This is a genomic window from Streptomyces sp. NPDC107522 (assembly GCF_055657525.1).
In genome coordinates this window covers 634,247-651,551 of sequence record NZ_JBVKAU010000004.1, presented here as the reverse complement: position 1 = coordinate 651,551, position 17,305 = coordinate 634,247, and the positions used below count along the sequence as shown (strand labels likewise).

Below are 17,305 nucleotides of genomic sequence, written 5' to 3'. Positions count from 1 at the left end.
GGATCAGGCGGACAGACGGGCGCGACCCTTGCTACGGCGGGACGCGAGAATCGCGCGGCCGGCACGGGTGCGCATACGCAGCCGGAAGCCGTGGGTCTTCGCGCGACGACGGTTGTTCGGCTGGAAGGTGCGCTTGCTCACTCGGGGGCTCCAGAAATAAATCGGTAGTGGCGGGGTGCCGTCCTGGCTGTCACCGTGCGCCCACGAGTAGCTCGCAGTAACGCCCGAGTGCACCGCTTCCCGATCACCTGACGTGATCTGTGCCCATCGGAGGCAGGCGGCAGCAGCCATCGACAACTCGACCTGGTTACGGTACGCGCGGCTACGCCATCCGGTCAAACCAGGGGTCACTGGGAGACACTATCCACAGCCTGGGGACAACAACTTGAACCGCACCCGCCGCGCTGACTACCGTGACTGAACTCCGATTCGTTCCTTTGTCCCCTTGTTCTGGCTCCACCCGATCCGAACCCCGACCCGTCCCACCATCACACGTTCGTGGGACCCGTGAGAGAGCGTGCCCTGTGGCTGACGTACCTGCCGATCTTGCCGCAGTGTGGCCACGAGTACTGGAGCAACTCCTCGGTGAGGGCCGCGGACAGGGTGTCGAGGGGAAGGACGAGCACTGGATCCGGCGCTGCCAGCCGCTCGCGCTGGTCGCCGACACCGCCTTGCTCGCCGTACCGAACGAGTTCGCGAAGGGCGTACTGGAAGGCCGCCTGGCCCCGATCGTCAGCGAGACCCTGAGCCGCGAGTGCGGCCGCCCCATCCGTATCGCGATCACCGTCGACGACTCCGCCGGCGAACCCCCCGCCCCGCCGGCGCCCCCCACACCGCCCCAGCCGCGCTACGAGGAGCCCGAACTCCCCTCCTACGAGAGCTACGGCCGCCACCGCGCCGACGACCACCTGCCCGGCCCCTCCGCCGACCCGCTGCCCACCGCCCGCCCGGCCTACCCGAGCGAGTACCAGCGCCCCGAGCCCGGCCCCGGCAGCTGGCCGCGCCCGACGCAGGACGACTACGGCTGGCAGCAGCAGCGGCTCGGCTTCCCGGAGCGGGATCCGTACGCCTCGCCGTCGCAGGACTCCTACCCACAGGACTCCTACGGCCCGCCCTCCCAGGACTACCGCCCGCAGCCGATGGAGCGGCCGTCCTACGACGGGCACCGCCCCGACTACGAAGGACACCGCTCCGAGTACGACGGACACCGCCCCGACTACGAGCAGCAGCGGCCCGACTACGACCAGCCGCGTGCCGACTACGACCGTGACGGCCGCCGTGATCGGCCCGAACCGCCCTCCGGCTCCGGCCATGTGCACCGCGGCGGCCCCGTCGGCGCGAACCTGCCCACCACCGGCGCACCCGGCCCGCTGGCCGCACAGCCCGCGCCGGCGCCCGGGCCCGGTGAGCCGACCGCGCGCCTGAACCCGAAGTACCTCTTCGACACCTTCGTCATCGGCGCCTCCAACCGCTTCGCACACGCGGCCGCGGTCGCCGTCGCCGAGGCACCGGCGAAGGCGTACAACCCCCTGTTCATCTATGGGGAGTCGGGGCTCGGCAAGACGCACCTCCTGCATGCGATCGGGCACTACGCGCGCAGCCTCTACCCGGGCACGCGCGTGCGGTACGTGAGCTCCGAGGAGTTCACCAACGAGTTCATCAACTCCATCCGCGACGGCAAGGGCGACAGCTTCCGCAAGCGCTACCGGGAGATGGACATCCTGCTCGTCGACGACATCCAGTTCCTGGCGGACAAGGAGTCGACGCAGGAGGAGTTCTTCCACACCTTCAACACGCTCCACAACGCGAACAAGCAGATCGTGCTGTCCTCCGACCGGCCGCCGAAGCAGCTGGTGACGCTGGAGGACCGGCTGCGGAACCGTTTCGAGTGGGGCCTGATCACCGACGTCCAGCCGCCCGAGCTGGAGACGCGTATCGCGATCCTGCGCAAGAAGGCGGTGCAGGAGCAGCTCAACGCCCCGCCGGAGGTACTCGAGTTCATCGCCTCCCGCATCTCGCGCAACATCCGCGAGCTGGAGGGCGCGCTGATCCGGGTGACGGCGTTCGCGTCGCTCAACCGGCAGCCGGTGGACCTGGGCCTGACGGAGATCGTCCTGAAGGACCTGATCCCCGGCGGCGACGACGCGACGCCGGAGATCACCTCGACGGCCATCATGAGCGCGACCGCCGACTACTTCGGCCTCACGGTCGAGGACCTGTGCGGCAGCTCGCGCGGCCGCCAACTCGTCACGGCCCGCCAGATCGCCATGTACCTGTGCCGTGAGCTGACGGACCTGTCGCTGCCGAAAATCGGCGCGCTGTTCGGCGGCCGCGACCACACCACGGTGATGCACGCCGACCGCAAGATCCGCAATCTGATGGCCGAACGACGCTCCATCTACAACCAGGTCACCGAGCTGACGAACCGCATCAAGAACGGCTGACGGAGCCGGCCGGCAAGGCGGCCGGACGAGCCCGTCGTACGACGCCGAGGGCGCTCCCGGAGGAGATTCCGGGGGCGCCCTTCGTCATGTCACGGTCCTCGGCTGTTCGAATAGCTGCCGAGTTACGGCCACTCTCCACAGATTCGGTGACTTTCTGCCGTCCACACCCTGGGGACCGGGAAGTTGTCCAGACTGTGTCCACAGGGGCCCCTGTTGAAAGACGATCACACCAGGTCACCCGGGTGTGGATTCGTGGACGAACGATCTCCACAGACTGTGGACAGAGCGGAGATCCACAGGCTGTGCATCAAGTTGTCCACGGGCAACCCACAGGCTGCGGTCGGTTGTCCCCAATGATCCCCACCTTCTCCACAGCGCTGTCCACTGTTCGGCAACGCGACGCGCCTCCTCACCGCCTTGAGTGAAAGGCGTCACATGAAGTTGCCTGGTTGGGCTGTGGGAAAGGTGGGTAAAGCTGGGGACGGCACTGGGGAGAAGTCGCCTCAGGCTGTGCATGGGGTGTGCAGAACTTTCCGTTCTCCACAGAGATGCCGAGTTGTCCACCGCTTCCGCCCACAGGGCCCGTGGACAAAATCTCCGCTCTGACCTGGGCAAACAGGGTTATCCACGGTATCCACAGGCCCTACTACTACTCCCGACTAGAGAGAGCTGGGAATTCGTTTCGAAGGGGGCCCTGTGCACAACTCGCTGTCCGGCCGCCTGCTGCCCCTCGTCACGACTTGACCCCGAGAGGCACCTACTGTCAGTGCGGTGCGTCAGACTGGTCCCCGGTGTCCTTCCCGTCACAGGGACCGACGACACCGAGACAGACGACGAAGCCAGGCAGGCCGTAGAAGCGCCGGCAACAGCAGGAGGCGGCAACAGTGAAGATCCGGGTGGAACGCGACGTACTCGCGGAGGCAGTGGCCTGGGCGGCACGCAGCCTCCCGGCCCGTCCGCCGGCGCCTGTCCTCGCCGGCCTCCTGCTCAAGGCGGACGACGGTCAGCTGAGCCTGTCCAGCTTCGACTACGAGGTCTCCGCGCGTGTGAGCGTCGAGGCGGAGGTGGAGGAAGAGGGCACGGTCCTCGTCTCCGGCCGTCTCCTCGCGGACATCTCCCGCGCTCTCCCCAACCGTCCGGTGGAGATTTCCACAGACGGTGTACGGGCGACCGTGGTCTGCGGCTCTTCCCGGTTCACACTCCACACCCTGCCTGTGGAGGAGTACCCGGCGCTCCCGCAGATGCCGAACGCGACCGGCACGGTCCCCGGCGAGGTCTTCGCCTCCGCCGTGCAGCAGGTCGCCATCGCGGCCGGCCGTGACGACACGCTGCCTGTCCTCACCGGTGTGCGCATCGAGATCGAGGGTGACACGGTGACGCTGGCGTCCACCGACCGCTACCGCTTCGCGGTCCGCGAGTTCCTGTGGAAGCCGGAGAACCCCGAGGCCTCCGCGGTCGCCCTGGTCCCCGCCAAGACACTCCTGGACACCGCCAAGGCGCTGACCAGCGGTGACAGCGTCACCCTGGCCCTCTCGGGTTCGGGCGCGGGCGAGGGCCTGATCGGTTTCGAGGGCGCGGGCCGCCGTACGACGACCCGTCTGCTGGAGGGCGACCTCCCGAAGTACCGCACGCTGTTCCCGACGGAGTTCAACTCCGTCGCCGTGATCGAGACCGCCCCCTTCGTGGAGGCCGTCAAGCGTGTGGCGCTGGTCGCCGAGCGCAACACCCCGGTGCGGCTGAGCTTCGAGCAGGGCGTGCTCATCCTGGAAGCCGGTTCCAGCGACGACGCACAGGCTGTGGAAAGGGTGGACGCACAGCTGGAGGGCGACGACATCTCGATCGCCTTCAACCCGACGTTCCTGCTCGACGGCCTGAGCGCCATCGACTCCCCGGTGGCCCAGCTGTCCTTCACGACGTCCACGAAGCCGGCGCTGCTGAGCGGCAAGCCGGCGGTGGACGCGGAGGCGGACGAGGCCTACAAGTACCTGATCATGCCGGTGCGGCTGAGCGGCTGAGCGTCCCGGTCGCCCTGGGTTGTCCACAGGCCGGTGGAGAAGCATCCCCGGCCTGTGGGGAAACCTGCAGATGAGGGTCTACGTATGAGCGCGTATGCCCACAGCTGTGCGCGGACGTCCGGGTTTAGGCTCGGACAGGGGTACGAAGGTGCCCCAGGGGTGCGAGGGCACCCCGCACGCCACACAGCGACCTAAGGAACACAACTGATGGAGCTCGGTCTCGTCGGCCTCGGCAAGATGGGCGGCAACATGCGCGAGCGGATCCGCCGCGCGGGCCACACCGTCGTCGGATACGACCGCAACCCCGACCTCGCGGATGTCCACAGCCTGGAAGAGCTTGTGGGCAAGCTCTCCGGCCCGCGCGTGGTCTGGGTGATGGTCCCGGCGGGTGCGCCGACCCAGTCGACCATCGACGAGCTGGCCGAGCTGCTGGAGCCCGGCGACGTCGTCGTGGACGGCGGCAACTCCCGCTGGACGGACGACGAGCGGCACGCCGAGGAGCTCGCGGCCAAGGGCATCGGCTTCGTCGACTGCGGTGTCTCGGGCGGCGTCTGGGGCCTGGAGAACGGCTATGCGCTGATGTACGGCGGCGACGCGGAGAACGTGGCCAAGGTGCAGCCGGTCTTCGACGCCCTCAAGCCGAAGGGCGACTTCGGCTCGGTGCACGCCGGCAAGGTCGGTGCGGGGCACTTCGCGAAGATGGTCCACAACGGCATCGAGTACGCGATGATGCAGGCCTACGCCGAGGGCTGGGAGCTGCTGGAGAAGGTCGCCTCCGTGACCGACGTCCGGGAGGTCTTCCGGTCCTGGCAGGAGGGCACGGTCATCCGTTCCTGGCTGCTGGACCTGGCGGTGAACGCCCTCGACGAGGACGAGCACCTGGACGCACTGAAGGGTTTTGCACAGGACTCCGGCGAGGGACGCTGGACTGTGGAAGCCGCCATCGACCACGCGGTGCCGCTGCCGGCGATCACCGCGTCGCTGTTCGCGCGGTTCGCCTCCCGCCAGGAGGACTCTCCGCAGATGAAGATGATCGCGGCGCTGCGGAACCAGTTCGGCGGCCACGCGGTCGAGAAGAAGTGACCGTCGGAAGCGAGAAGAAGTAATCCACACCCTGGGGATGCCGACCTGGCACCCTCGGGGGTGGCCCGGTTGTCCACAGCTGGGGAAAGTTGAAGGCCCCGGTGGCCTGGGCGACCGGGGCACCTGAACCACACGTTGGGGGAGGTCGGCGAACGACCATGCACGTCACGCATCTGTCGCTGGCCGACTTCCGCTCGTACGCCCGGGTCGAAGTGCCGCTCGACCCGGGCGTCACCGCCTTCGTCGGGCCGAACGGCCAGGGCAAGACGAACCTCGTCGAGGCCGTCGGCTATCTCGCCACCCTCGGCAGCCATCGCGTCGCTTCCGACGCCCCCCTGGTCCGCATGGGCGCCGAGCGGGCGGTCATCCGGGCGCAGGTGCGGCAGGGCGACCGGCAGCAGCTGGTCGAGCTGGAGCTGAACCCCGGCAAGGCGAACCGGGCCCGTATCAACAGGTCCTCGCAGGTCAGACCCCGTGATGTGCTCGGCATCGTGCGGACCGTCCTGTTCGCGCCGGAGGATCTCGCGCTGGTCAAGGGCGACCCCGGCGAGCGGCGTCGTTTCCTCGACGAGCTGATCACCGCCCGCTCCCCGCGCATGGCGGGCGTCCGCTCCGACTACGAGCGGGTCCTCAAGCAGCGCAACACCCTCCTGAAGTCGGCCGCGCTGGCCCGTCGGCACGGCGGCCGTTCCATGGACCTGTCCACCCTCGACGTCTGGGACCAGCATCTCGCGCGCGCGGGCGCCGAGTTGCTCGCGCAGCGCCTCGACCTGATCGCGGCGATCCACCCGCTGGCCGACAAGGCGTACGAGCAACTGGCCCCCGGCGGCGGTCCGGTCGCCCTGGACTACAAGCCGTCGGCTCCCGGCGAGGCACACACGCGGGAGGACCTCTTCGAGCAGCTGATGGCGTCGCTCGCAGACGCGCGCAAGCAGGAGATCGAGCGCGGCGTCACCCTAGTAGGCCCGCATCGGGACGATCTGCTGCTCAAACTCGGTGAGTTGCCCGCCAAGGGGTACGCCTCGCACGGCGAGTCCTGGTCCTACGCGCTGGCGCTGCGGCTGGCGTCGTACGACCTGCTCAGGGCGGAGGGCAACGAACCGGTGCTGGTGCTCGACGACGTCTTCGCCGAGCTGGACACCCGGCGCCGTGAGCGCCTCGCTGAGCTCGTCGCGCCCGGCGAGCAGGTCCTGGTGACGGCCGCGGTCGACGACGACGTACCGCATGTGCTGGCGGGGGCGCGGTACGCCGTGGCCGAGGGGACGGTGGAGCGCGTATGAGCGAGAACCCGTCCGGGAGCCCCTCCGAGAACGCACCCAAGAAGGCCCCCGAACCCTCCGGCGTCGACCTCGCGCGCGTGGCGCTGCGGGCGGCCAAGGAGCAGGCACGCGCGCGTGGGGACGCGGCACAGCAGAAGAAGCAGGCGCGGCGCGGGGGTCTGCGCTCCGGCGCGCGGGCCGACGGCCGCGACCCTCTGGCGCTGGGCGCTGCCATTAACCGCTTGATCACCGAGCGGGGCTGGGAGACCCCGGCCGCGGTGGGCGGTGTGATGGGGCGGTGGCCGCAGATCGTCGGCGAGGACGTCGCCAAGCACTGTGTGCCGGAGAAGTACGACGAGGACGAGCGGGTCCTGGTGGTGCGCTGTGACTCGACGGCCTGGGCGACGAACCTGCGGCTGCTCGCCCCGACGCTCGTCGCCCGCCTCAACGAGGACCTCGGCCATGGCGCCGTGCGGCAGATCAAGGTGAACGGTCCCGGCGGTCCCGCCCGCCGCTACGGCCCTCTGCGCGCCCCCGGGAGCACGGGGCCCGGCGACACCTACGGCTGATCGGATCGTCGTAAGCCTGCGGCACTTACAGCCGATCGGACGGGCCGTGGATCTCCGACACCTTCGGCTGCTCGGACCGGGCCGTAGACCCGTCACTGCGGCTGCTCGTACCCGCCGTCGACCCACCACCGCCCCTCCCCGCTGCGGAACCAGGCCTTCCGAATAGGGCGTCACAGCAGTCCCACCAGCCTCTTCAGCCGCAGGTGACAGAGATCACATCAGTAGGCGCCGACGGTCCTGACATACCGGCGCTGGCCTCCTCGTCGTACAACCGCACGCGGTTGCGAATCGGGACCTGACTCCGAAGTAGCCAAGGGTTGACGGCCGGAAGCGCTGAGTGGCTCCGTGAGCCTCTTGGAGCCCCCATCCGTATATCGGGAGTCGGCCGAGCCGGGTTCAGGGCGGCACATGAGGACTCAGGTACCGGCAAACCCCCATCACTGTCGGCGCTACCGGTAGACTGGAGGCCAATCCCGCCCCAATCGTGGGGACCGTCCGGGAAAAGCTGAGCAACGCTGATCAAGGCTTACCAACGCAACATGCCGCAGCCGCTCCGGCAACCCGCCGACGAGCCTGGCTCGTGCTGTGCCAGAAAGGGCGCTTCGTGGCCGATTCCGGCAACCCCAACGAGAACATCCCGTCCACCGACGCCGGCGCCAACGGCGCGGTGACCTCGTCGAACGGCGAGGTCACCGCCTCGTACGACGCCAGCGCCATCACCGTCCTCGAGGGTCTGGACGCGGTTCGCAAGCGACCCGGTATGTACATCGGTTCGACCGGCGAGCGCGGACTGCACCACCTCGTGCAGGAGGTCGTCGACAACTCCGTCGACGAGGCGCTGGCCGGGCACGCGGACACGATCGACGTGACCATCCTCGCCGACGGCGGCGTCCGGGTCGTCGACAACGGCCGTGGCATCCCGGTGGGCATCGTGCCGTCCGAAGGCAAGCCGGCCGTCGAGGTCGTGCTTACCGTCCTGCACGCGGGCGGCAAGTTCGGCGGCGGCGGCTACGCGGTCTCCGGCGGTCTGCACGGCGTCGGCGTCTCCGTGGTGAACGCCCTGTCGACGAAGGTCGCCGTCGAGGTCAAGACCGACGGCTACCGCTGGACGCAGGACTACAAGCTCGGCGTCCCGACCGCCCCGCTCGCCAAGCACGAGGCCACCGAGGAACACGGCACCTCGGTCACCTTCTGGGCCGACCCGGACATCTTCGAGACCACCGACTACTCCTTCGAGACGCTCTCGCGGCGCTTCCAGGAGATGGCGTTCCTCAACAAGGGTCTGCGGATCAACCTCACCGACGAGCGTGAGTCGGCGAAGGCCACGGCCGGTGCGGACGAGGCGGGCGAGGACGAGAAGCACGAGGTCAAGGCCGTCTCGTACCACTACGAGGGCGGCATCGTCGACTTCGTGAAGTACCTCAACTCCCGCAAGGGAGACCTGGTGCACCCGACCGTGATCGACCTGGAGGCCGAGGACAAGGACAAGCACCTGTCCCTCGAGGTCGCCATGCAGTGGAACAGCGGCTACAACGAGGGCGTCTACTCGTTCGCCAACATCATCCACACGCACGAGGGCGGCACGCACGAAGAGGGCTTCCGTGCCGCGCTGACGTCGCTGATCAACAAGTACGCGCGCGACAAGAAGCTGCTGCGGGAGAAGGACGACAACCTCACGGGTGACGACATCCGCGAGGGTCTGACCGCGATCATCTCGGTGAAGCTGAGCGAGCCGCAGTTCGAGGGCCAGACCAAGACCAAGCTGGGCAACACCGAGGTCAAGACCTTTGTGCAGAAGGTCGTCTACGAGCACCTCGCGGACTGGCTGGACCGCAACCCGAACGAGGCGGCGGACATCGTCCGCAAGGGCATCCAGGCGGCCACCGCGCGCGTGGCGGCCCGCAAGGCCCGTGACCTGACGCGTCGTAAGGGCCTGCTGGAGTCGGCGTCCCTGCCGGGCAAGCTCTCGGACTGCCAGTCGAACGACCCCACCAAGTGCGAGATCTTCATCGTCGAGGGTGACTCCGCCGGCGGCTCGGCCAAGTCCGGCCGGAACCCCGAGTACCAGGCGATCCTCCCGATCCGAGGCAAGATCCTCAACGTCGAGAAGGCGCGGATCGACAAGATCCTGCAGAACCAGGAGATCCAGGCGCTGATCTCGGCTTTCGGCACCGGAGTCCACGAGGACTTCGACATCGAGAAGCTCCGCTACCACAAGATCATCCTGATGGCGGACGCCGACGTCGACGGCCAGCACATCAGCACCCTGCTGCTGACCTTCCTGTTCCGCTTCATGCGGCCGCTGGTCGAGGCCGGGCACGTGTACCTCTCCCGCCCGCCGCTCTACAAGATCAAGTGGGGCCGGGACGACATCGAGTACGCCTACTCGGACCGCGAGCGCGACGCGCTGATCGAGATGGGCCGTCAGCGCGGCAAGCGCGTTCGCGAGGACTCCATCCAGCGCTTCAAGGGTCTCGGCGAGATGAACGCCGAGGAGCTGCGCGTGACCACGATGGACCAGGAGCACCGCGTCCTCGGCCAGGTCACCCTCGACGACGCCGCCCAGGCCGACGACCTGTTCTCGGTCCTGATGGGCGAGGACGTCGAGGCCCGCCGCCAGTTCATCCAGCGCAACGCCAAGGACGTCCGCTTCCTCGACATCTGAGTCGGTCTCAGCTGACCGCACCAGGAAGGACCTTCACCAGCAATGACCGACGAGAACACTCCCGTCACCCCTGAAGAGGGCGGCGAACTCGCGATGCGTGTCGAGCCCGTCGGGCTCGAGACGGAGATGCAGCGCTCGTACCTCGACTACGCGATGTCCGTCATCGTCTCGCGTGCGCTGCCGGACGTCCGCGACGGCCTCAAGCCCGTCCACCGCCGCGTCCTGTACGCCATGTACGACGGCGGCTACCGCCCCGAGCGCGGCTTCTACAAGTGCGCGCGCGTGGTCGGCGACGTCATGGGCAACTACCACCCCCACGGCGACAGTTCGATCTACGACGCCCTGGTGCGCCTCGCCCAGCCGTGGTCGATGCGCATGCCGCTGGTGGACTCCAACGGCAACTTCGGCTCTCCGGGCAACGACCCGGCGGCGGCCATGCGCTACACCGAGTGCAAGATGGCGCCGCTGTCGATGGAGATGGTCCGTGACATCGACGAGGAGACCGTCGACTTCACGGACAACTACGACGGCCGCTCCCAGGAGCCGACCGTCCTGCCGGCCCGCTTCCCGAACCTGCTGATCAACGGCTCGGCCGGTATCGCGGTCGGTATGGCGACCAACATCCCGCCGCACAACCTGCGTGAGGTCGCGGCAGGTGCCCAGTGGTACCTGGAGAACCCCGAGGTCTCGCACGAGGAGCTGCTGGACGCGCTCATGGAGCGCATCAAGGGCCCCGACTTCCCGACCGGCGCCCTGGTGGTGGGCCGTAAGGGCATCGAAGAGGCGTACCGCACAGGCCGCGGCTCCATCACCATGCGCGCGGTCGTCGAGGTCGAGGAGATCCAGAACCGCCAGTGCCTGGTGGTCACGGAGCTGCCGTACCAGGTCAACCCGGACAACCTCGCACAGAAGATCGCCGACCTGGTGAAGGACGGCAAGATCGGCGGCATCGCGGACGTCCGTGACGAGACCTCGTCGCGCACCGGCCAGCGCCTGGTCATCGTGCTGAAGCGGGACGCGGTCGCCAAGGTCGTCCTGAACAACCTCTACAAGCACACGGACCTGCAGACGAACTTCGGCGCCAACATGCTGGCGCTCGTCGACGGCGTCCCGCGCACCCTCTCCCTGGACGCGTTCATCCGCCACTGGGTGACGCACCAGATCGAGGTCATCGTCCGCCGTACGCGATTCCGCCTGCGCAAGGCCGAGGAGCGGGCGCACATCCTGCGCGGTCTGCTGAAGGCCCTGGACGCCATCGACGAGGTCATCGCGCTGATCCGGCGCAGTGAGACCGTCGACGTCGCGCGCACGGGCCTGATGGAGCTCCTGGAGATCGACGAGATCCAGGCGAACGCCATCCTCGAGATGCAGCTGCGTCGGCTCGCCGCCCTGGAGCGCCGGAAGATCATCCAGGAGCACGACGAACTCCAGGCGAAGATCACCGAGTACAACGAGATCCTCGCCTCCCCGGTCCGCCAGCGCGGCATCGTCAGCGAGGAACTCGCCGCGATCGTCGAGAAGTACGGCGACGACCGCAAGACGATGCTGGTGCCCTTCGACGGCGACATGTCCATCGAGGACCTCATCGCCGAGGAGGACATCGTCGTCACGGTCACGCGCGGCGGTTACGTCAAGCGCACCAAGACCGTGGACTACCGGGCCCAGAAGCGCGGCGGCAAGGGCGTACGCGGCACGAAGCTCAAGGAAGACGACATCGTCGACCACTTCTTCGTGTCGACCACGCACCACTGGCTGCTGTTCTTCACCAACAAGGGCCGTGTGTACCGCGCGAAGGCCTACGAGCTTCCCGACGCCGGCCGTGACGCGCGCGGGCAGCACGTGGCGAACCTCCTCGCTTTCCAGCCGGACGAGGCGATCGCCGAGATCCTCGCGATCCGTGACTACGAGGCGGCGCCGTATCTGGTGCTCGCCACGAAGGCCGGACTTGTGAAGAAGACGCCGCTGAAGGATTACGATTCGCCCCGCTCCGGCGGCGTGATCGCGATCAACTTGCGTGAGCGGGAAGACGGTTCCGACGACGAACTGATCGGAGCGGAACTGGTCTCGGCCGACGACGATCTGCTTCTGATCAGCAAAAAGGCACAGTCGATCAGGTTCACGGCCACGGACGAATCACTGCGCCCTATGGGCCGCGCCACCTCGGGTGTCAAGGGCATGAGCTTCCGCGAGGGAGACGAGCTGCTCTCGATGAATGTTGTTCGACCCGGTACGTTCGTGTTCACTGCCACCGACGGCGGGTACGCGAAGCGGACTCCCGTCGACGAGTACCGCGTCCAGGGTCGCGGTGGCCTCGGAATCAAGGCCGCCAAGATCGTGGAGGACCGCGGATCGCTCGTCGGAGCGCTGGTGGTCGAGGAGACCGACGAGATCCTCGCCATCACGCTGGGCGGCGGTGTGATTCGTACGCGAGTCAACGAGGTCAGGGAGACGGGCCGTGACACCATGGGCGTCCAACTGATCAACCTGGGCAAGCGCGATGCCGTGGTCGGCATCGCACGTAACGCCGAGGCGGGACGCGAGGCGGAGGAGGTCGACGGCGATGTGGTCGTCGACGAGACCGCCGAAGGTGCCGCCGAGACCATCGGCACGGACGAGGGTGAGTCGCCCTCGGCCGAGTAGCACGAGGAGAGAGTCATCGTGAGCGGAGCCACGGGCGCCGGATCGTCCGGTACCACCGGTTCTACGGCCGGTAAGGACACGGACGGCGGCGGCCGTGGCTCCGCCGCGCGTGCGACGGACACGCACACGACCCAGCTGAAAGCGATCAAGTCGCCCGCGAAGGACTCGCCCTCGCCCGACACACCTGGATCCCAGGGGGGAACCGTGACGGACTCCCGAGGCCCGCAGACGCAGCCGTACGCGGCCGGCGCGGGCTCGGCTGCCCCGGGCGCCCAGCCGCAGCCGGCGCCCACAGGGGCGCAGCAGGCGGCCCCCGCGCCGTCCGCCTCGCCGCTGCCGGGGGAACGGCAGCCGCAGCAGCCCGCAGGGCCCTACCACCCGCCGCAGGCCTACCAGACGGCCGCTCCGGCGGGCGCGACGCGCAAGCCGCGCACGGGGGCGCGTACGACGCCCCGCACACGCAAGGCACGCCTGCGCGTGGCCAAGGCCGACCCCTGGTCGGTGATGAAGGTCAGCTTCCTGCTCTCCATCGCGCTGGGCATCTGCACGATCGTCGCGGCCGCGGTGCTGTGGATGGTCATGGACGCGATGGGCGTCTTCTCGACGGTCGGCGGCACGATCTCCGAGGCGACCGGCTCGAACGAGTCGAACGGCTTCGACCTGCAGTCCTTCCTGTCGCTGCCGCACGTGCTGATGTTCACGTCGATCATCGCGGTCATCGACGTCGTCCTCGCGACGGCGCTGGCGACGCTCGGCGCGTTCATCTACAACCTCTCCGCCGGCTTCGTGGGCGGCGTCGAGCTGACGCTGGCCGAGGACGAGTGAACCTGCAGCTGAACCGCGGCTGACGGTCCCCCGACAACCGATTTTGGGACTGCCCCGGTCGTGCGCTAATCTTCAGGAGTCAGCGCGCGGGACACACACCGCAGAGCGCGGCGGGGCTATAGCTCAGTTGGTTAGAGCGCATCCCTGATAAGGATGAGGCCACAGGTTCAAATCCTGTTAGCCCCACCAGCCAAAAGACCCCCGGTCCACTCGGATCGGGGGTCTTTGACATCACCGGTTGACATCAGCCGATGAGCGGGTCTTCCAGGAGTTCGGCGAGCATGCCGACGGCTTCCCGCTCGCTGTCGCCGACCACGTGCGTGTAGCGTCCATGGTCATGCTGATCTGGCTGTGCCGGAGGATCGCCTGTGCGACCTTGGGGTGCACCTTCAGGAAGGCGAGCAGGGTCCCGCAGGTGTGCCGAGCGAGCCGGACCGTGATGCGCCGCACACCGGCCCTCTTGACGAGCCGATCGAAGGTGCGGGAGAAGCCCACCGGGTCGATCATGCCGCCGTGCTCCGAGGAGAAGATCAGGTCATGGTCCGGCTCCTGAGACCAGTGCTCCCCCGCGATCTTCCGTTCCAGCTCTTGGAGCTCGCGACGCTCCTCCAGGGCGCGGGCGCAGAACTCCGGCAGGGGGAGCACGGCCTGTGACGACTCGGTCTTGAGGTCCTTGAGGACCAGGCCGACCCCCTTGACGCGCTGCACCTGCTTGACCGGGGTGAACTGCCGTGCCTCGAAGTCGACGTCTTGCCAGCGCAGCCCTAGGAGCTCGCTGCGGCGCAGGCCGAGCACGAGGACCAGGACGCAGGCCGCGTAGAGGCGGTGAGCGCGTGCCGCACGAAGGAACGTGATTGCCTCACGGGCGTTCCACGCCTTCCCCTTGTCCTTGGTGACCTTGGGCATGTCGACCAGGAGCGCGACGTTGCGCGTGAGCAGCTCCTCGCGGATGGCCCGGTTGAGGGCGTTGCGGAGTACGCGCAGCACCTCGAACCGTGCGGAGGCGCCGACCTTCTCGCGCTTCAAGGAGGCCATGAACGTACGGACTTGGGCAGGCGTGAGCTTGACCAGCGGCTTCTTGGCGAGATGCGGCAGGAGGTAGAGCCTGACTTTGGACTCATACTTGACGTACGTGTTGTGCTCGCGCTCCGGCTCGACGATGTGCTCCAGCCAGTACGTCAGCCACTCTCCGAGCGACCAGGACCGGGACGGCACCGGGACGCCGTTGCGCTCCTGGTCCTGCAGCTTGCCGAGCTTCTCGTTGGCCTCGTCCCAGGTGGCGCCGTAGACGTACTTGCGGACGCGGTTGCCGTCGGTGTCGGTGACGTAGGCGGCGCCCTGGTAGCGGCCGTCCTTGCGCTTGGTGATCGTGCCACCGCCGTTGGGTCGACGCTTGGCCATCAGGCAGCCTCCCCGATCCGGCTGGCGATGAAGTCGCTCACGGCGCTCTCAGGGATGCGTCGACAGCCGTCGACCTTGATGGAGACGAGGCGGTGTGTGCGGATCAGGTCATAGACCTTGGTCCGGCCGACCTTGAGCCGCACTTTGACCTCGTCCACGGTCAGCAGCACGGGCGAAGCGGTGGTCATGCGGCGGCTCCTTCCAGGTCGAGCAGGGTGGGTAGTTCTTCGCGGGCGGTTTCGCGGTTCTGTTGGATGTCGCGGTGGATGTTGGCGGCGAGCCAGGATTCGCCGGGGGTGTGGCCGTGTCCGGCGTAGGTCCAGTGGGCGAGGGTGAGCGTGGTTACCTCCTCGTCGTCGGGGTCGGGAAGGCCGAGGGCTTCGCGTTGTTGGGCGGCGCGGTAGTCGGCGCGGACCTGGCGCAGGGCGCCGAGGGTGGTGGAGTAGCGGCGGGACTTGGTGGAGAAGTGGCCGCGGAAGCCGAGCATGTGGGCCCAGTCGCGCAGCTTGCGGTCTGGGTAGAGCGGGTGCAGGTCGAGGCAGGCCTCGATGAGCCGACGCGGGTGGTCGGGGACGCCCAGGAGGACGAGGGCCTCCTTGTTGCCGATCCGGCGGTCAACGGTGCCGGTGGTCTCGGCGGCTTTGGTGGCGTACTTGGCGACATAGGAGGCCACGGCCTGCTCGGTGATCTCCTCGCCCTGGCCGAAGGCGCCGATCGGCTGCACGTCGAGCTGGGTGCCCCAGCGCAGCGTGCGGGCCTGTTCGGTGATCGCCGGTTGGTCTGGGTCCGGCTGATACCGAGCCGGGGGCACGTCGACCTCGACACGAGCGGCGGCGGCGCGGATGGCGTCGGTGAGGAGATCGAGGGTGGCCCAGGCCGGGGGCGGGGAGTCCGGCCCGTCGGGACCATCGAAGCGGATCACCGCGTGGAAGTGCACGGCGCCGCGCTTCTGGTACTCCGCGACCTTGCCGAACGAGACGCGGGACTGTTCCCGAGCAGCCTTCTGGGTAAGTCCGGCCCGGCGGGCGATCTCACGGCGGAGGTAGATCGTGAAGTACCGCCACAGCTCCGAGGCATGGTTGTTCCACAGCACCGCGCCCGCGTAGTCGTACGAGGCGGGGTCGAGCGGGGTGCCGAGTTCGGGCGCGTCCTCCGGGTGCCGGTGACCGCACCGACAGGGGCGTGTGCCGAGGCGGTTGTGGACGGGGCCGAAGCTCGGGGCGGTGAGGGTGGCGAAGACGCGGGGGTGCTCCCGCACGGTCTCGGGGGTGCCCTTGGCGGGGTCTCCGGTGAGTCCGGCGCGGATGAGGTGGTAGGTGTCCCCCGCGTAGGTCCAGGCGCAGGCTGGGCAGCGGGATGCCCGCCGGTTGCCGCAGGCCACGCGGAGCATGCCGCCCGGCTCGGTGTCCGTCGAGTACGAGTGAAGAACGGTCTTGGTGGCGGGGTCGATCGTCTTCGTGCCGCCGGTCAGCCGGATCGGGTCGGAGCAGCCGCCGGTACGGCGGATCTGTTCCTGCCAGCGGTCGAAGTCGGCCGATGCGGCCACCCTCAGCACGTCGGTGAGGGTGGCCGCATCCAGGCCCGCCATGATGGCGGTGTCGGTCACGCGATCACTTCCCCGCGTGCGAGACGGTGGCGGGGAGCGTGTGGCCGGTGCCCTGGCAGCCACGGCAGACGACGCGGAGCAGAACGCGGGAGCCGTCGGGGTGGCGGTCGCCGGTCGTGATCGCCACGACGGGGAAGTTGTCGCAGTTGCGGCAGACCGGACGGTTCGGGACGCGGGAAGGCATGATGAGTGGAGCCCTTTCGGATCGATGGATCTGGAAGAGGTGGAGCCGTCCGGGGCGGCGGAAGTTTGGCGACCGAGGCCGCCCCGGGGGGCGTTACTTGCCCAGCGAGCGCGGAGGGCGTTTGCGCTTGGACGTGCGGCTGATCGTGTAGCTGATGCCGCAGGTGGCCGACAGCACGGAGACGATCGACGCGGCGACGGCCTGGGCGACGAAGGCGATCACCAGCAGCACCACGACGGAGCCAGTGGTGATCAGCAGGGTGAGGACGATCGGGCCGGTGTAGGAGCGCGGGGCTTCCTGGACGATCACGACCTGGCGTACGTCGGTGCCGGGCGGGATCTGCCGGTACAGGTCGGCGGGGATGTGTCCGGCGCGAAGCTGTTGGTCAGGCAGGCGCATGGGTTCTCTCCTGACCAGTCAGGCGCAGCGGTGGGTACGGGCGGCGAGCTCGGCGGCTGAGCGGTCGCTGTGCTCGGTGGAGAACCCGCACTTGGGGGCCGTGCAGGCGGCGGTGTGCTTGGTCTGACCACGGCCGTTGTTGAACGTCCCGACTTTGACCGGGCCGATACGGGTCACGTTGTAGAAGCGGTTCGGGCGCACGGTGGAACCTCCTT

14 protein-coding genes, 1 tRNA gene and 1 pseudogene are annotated in these 17,305 nt (G+C 68.4%); 9 read left to right on the top strand and 7 right to left on the bottom strand.

The features are described 5' to 3' along the window. Positions 1–3 precede the first annotated feature (3 nt). Entirely contained in the window at positions 4–141 is a 138-nt protein-coding gene (gene rpmH / locus ACZ7L6_RS17020) for a 50S ribosomal protein L34 (RefSeq protein ID WP_003956500.1), read from the bottom strand. Between the two features lie 383 nt (positions 142–524). Here rpmH and dnaA point away from each other — a divergent pair, with 383 nt between their 5' ends. From dnaA to ACZ7L6_RS16975, 9 genes are all read left to right on the top strand, one after another. After that, the gene (dnaA, locus tag ACZ7L6_RS17015; RefSeq protein WP_471924509.1) at positions 525–2,444 is read left to right on the top strand and encodes a chromosomal replication initiator protein DnaA; all 1,920 of its coding nucleotides are present in this window, start codon (positions 525–527) and stop codon (positions 2,442–2,444) included. A gap of 884 nt (positions 2,445–3,328) precedes the next feature. After that, positions 3,329–4,459 (top strand): DNA polymerase III subunit beta, encoded by a 1,131-nt coding sequence (gene dnaN, locus ACZ7L6_RS17010; protein ID WP_398812470.1) that lies wholly within the window; start codon positions 3,329–3,331, stop codon positions 4,457–4,459. A gap of 207 nt (positions 4,460–4,666) precedes the next feature. Continuing rightward, on the top strand, positions 4,667–5,542 hold the full coding sequence (gnd, locus tag ACZ7L6_RS17005) for a phosphogluconate dehydrogenase (NAD(+)-dependent, decarboxylating) (protein ID WP_471924507.1): 876 nt from the start codon (positions 4,667–4,669) through the stop codon (positions 5,540–5,542). Positions 5,543–5,700: 158 nt separating this feature from the next. Beyond that, positions 5,701–6,822 carry a DNA replication/repair protein RecF gene (recF, locus tag ACZ7L6_RS17000; protein ID WP_471924505.1) on the top strand — a complete coding sequence of 374 codons (1,122 nt, stop codon included), beginning with the start codon at positions 5,701–5,703 and terminating at the stop codon, positions 6,820–6,822. Then, positions 6,819–7,370 carry a DciA family protein gene (locus tag ACZ7L6_RS16995; protein WP_471924503.1) on the top strand — a complete coding sequence of 184 codons (552 nt, stop codon included), beginning with the start codon at positions 6,819–6,821 and terminating at the stop codon, positions 7,368–7,370. The genes recF and ACZ7L6_RS16995 overlap by 4 nt, the downstream gene beginning before the upstream one ends. 604 nt (positions 7,371–7,974) lie before the next feature. Beyond that, complete coding sequence (gene gyrB / locus ACZ7L6_RS16990; protein ID WP_471924501.1) at positions 7,975–10,035, top strand: DNA topoisomerase (ATP-hydrolyzing) subunit B; 2,061 nt, start codon at positions 7,975–7,977, stop codon at positions 10,033–10,035. A 42-nt stretch (positions 10,036–10,077) separates the two neighbouring features. Continuing rightward, positions 10,078–12,675, top strand: coding sequence for a DNA gyrase subunit A (gyrA, locus tag ACZ7L6_RS16985; protein ID WP_471924499.1), 2,598 nt, complete (start codon positions 10,078–10,080; stop codon positions 12,673–12,675). Between the two features lie 18 nt (positions 12,676–12,693). After that, the gene (locus tag ACZ7L6_RS16980; RefSeq protein ID WP_471924497.1) at positions 12,694–13,500 is read left to right on the top strand and encodes a DUF3566 domain-containing protein; all 807 of its coding nucleotides are present in this window, start codon (positions 12,694–12,696) and stop codon (positions 13,498–13,500) included. A 112-nt stretch (positions 13,501–13,612) separates the two neighbouring features. Next, positions 13,613–13,689 (top strand) — tRNA-Ile (locus ACZ7L6_RS16975). 55 nt (positions 13,690–13,744) lie between these two features. Here the strand turns inward: ACZ7L6_RS16975 and ACZ7L6_RS16970 are convergent. From ACZ7L6_RS16970 to ACZ7L6_RS16945, 6 genes and pseudogenes are all read right to left on the bottom strand, one after another. Further along, positions 13,745–14,901: pseudogene (locus ACZ7L6_RS16970) on the bottom strand (tyrosine-type recombinase/integrase). Then, positions 14,901–15,089 carry a helix-turn-helix domain-containing protein gene (locus tag ACZ7L6_RS16965; protein ID WP_471924495.1) on the bottom strand — a complete coding sequence of 63 codons (189 nt, stop codon included), beginning with the start codon at positions 15,087–15,089 and terminating at the stop codon, positions 14,901–14,903. Before ACZ7L6_RS16965 ends, ACZ7L6_RS16970 begins: the two are co-directional and overlap by 1 nt. After that, a complete protein-coding gene (gene repSA / locus ACZ7L6_RS16960; protein WP_471924493.1) occupies positions 15,086–16,507 on the bottom strand; it encodes a replication initiator protein RepSA in 1,422 nt (473 codons plus the stop codon). Before repSA ends, ACZ7L6_RS16965 begins: the two co-directional genes overlap by 4 nt. Before the next feature lie 4 nt (positions 16,508–16,511). Beyond that, on the bottom strand, positions 16,512–16,691 hold the full coding sequence (locus ACZ7L6_RS16955) for a hypothetical protein (RefSeq protein ID WP_471924491.1): 180 nt from the start codon (positions 16,689–16,691) through the stop codon (positions 16,512–16,514). 93 nt (positions 16,692–16,784) lie between these two features. Next, on the bottom strand, positions 16,785–17,090 hold the full coding sequence (locus tag ACZ7L6_RS16950) for a hypothetical protein (protein WP_471924489.1): 306 nt from the start codon (positions 17,088–17,090) through the stop codon (positions 16,785–16,787). An 18-nt stretch (positions 17,091–17,108) separates the two neighbouring features. Next, positions 17,109–17,291, bottom strand: coding sequence for a mobile element transfer protein (locus ACZ7L6_RS16945; protein WP_471924487.1), 183 nt, complete (start codon positions 17,289–17,291; stop codon positions 17,109–17,111). Positions 17,292–17,305: the final 14 nt, after the last annotated feature.

What these genes read in the sequence shown, in the direction of transcription:
- gnd (WP_471924507.1), top strand. Translation starts at nt 4,667, where the DNA reads ATGGAGCTCGGTCTCGTCGGCCTCGGCAAGATGGGCGGCAACATGCGC.
- ACZ7L6_RS16995 (WP_471924503.1), top strand. Translation starts at nt 6,819, where the DNA reads ATGAGCGAGAACCCGTCCGGGAGCCCCTCCGAGAACGCACCCAAGAAG.
- ACZ7L6_RS16950 (WP_471924489.1), bottom strand. Translation starts at nt 17,090, where the DNA reads ATGCGCCTGCCTGACCAACAGCTTCGCGCCGGACACATCCCCGCCGAC.
- ACZ7L6_RS16955 (WP_471924491.1), bottom strand. Translation starts at nt 16,691, where the DNA reads ATGCCTTCCCGCGTCCCGAACCGTCCGGTCTGCCGCAACTGCGACAAC.
- ACZ7L6_RS16965 (WP_471924495.1), bottom strand. Translation starts at nt 15,089, where the DNA reads ATGACCACCGCTTCGCCCGTGCTGCTGACCGTGGACGAGGTCAAAGTG.
- gyrA (WP_471924499.1), top strand. Translation starts at nt 10,078, where the DNA reads ATGACCGACGAGAACACTCCCGTCACCCCTGAAGAGGGCGGCGAACTC.
- recF (WP_471924505.1), top strand. Translation starts at nt 5,701, where the DNA reads ATGCACGTCACGCATCTGTCGCTGGCCGACTTCCGCTCGTACGCCCGG.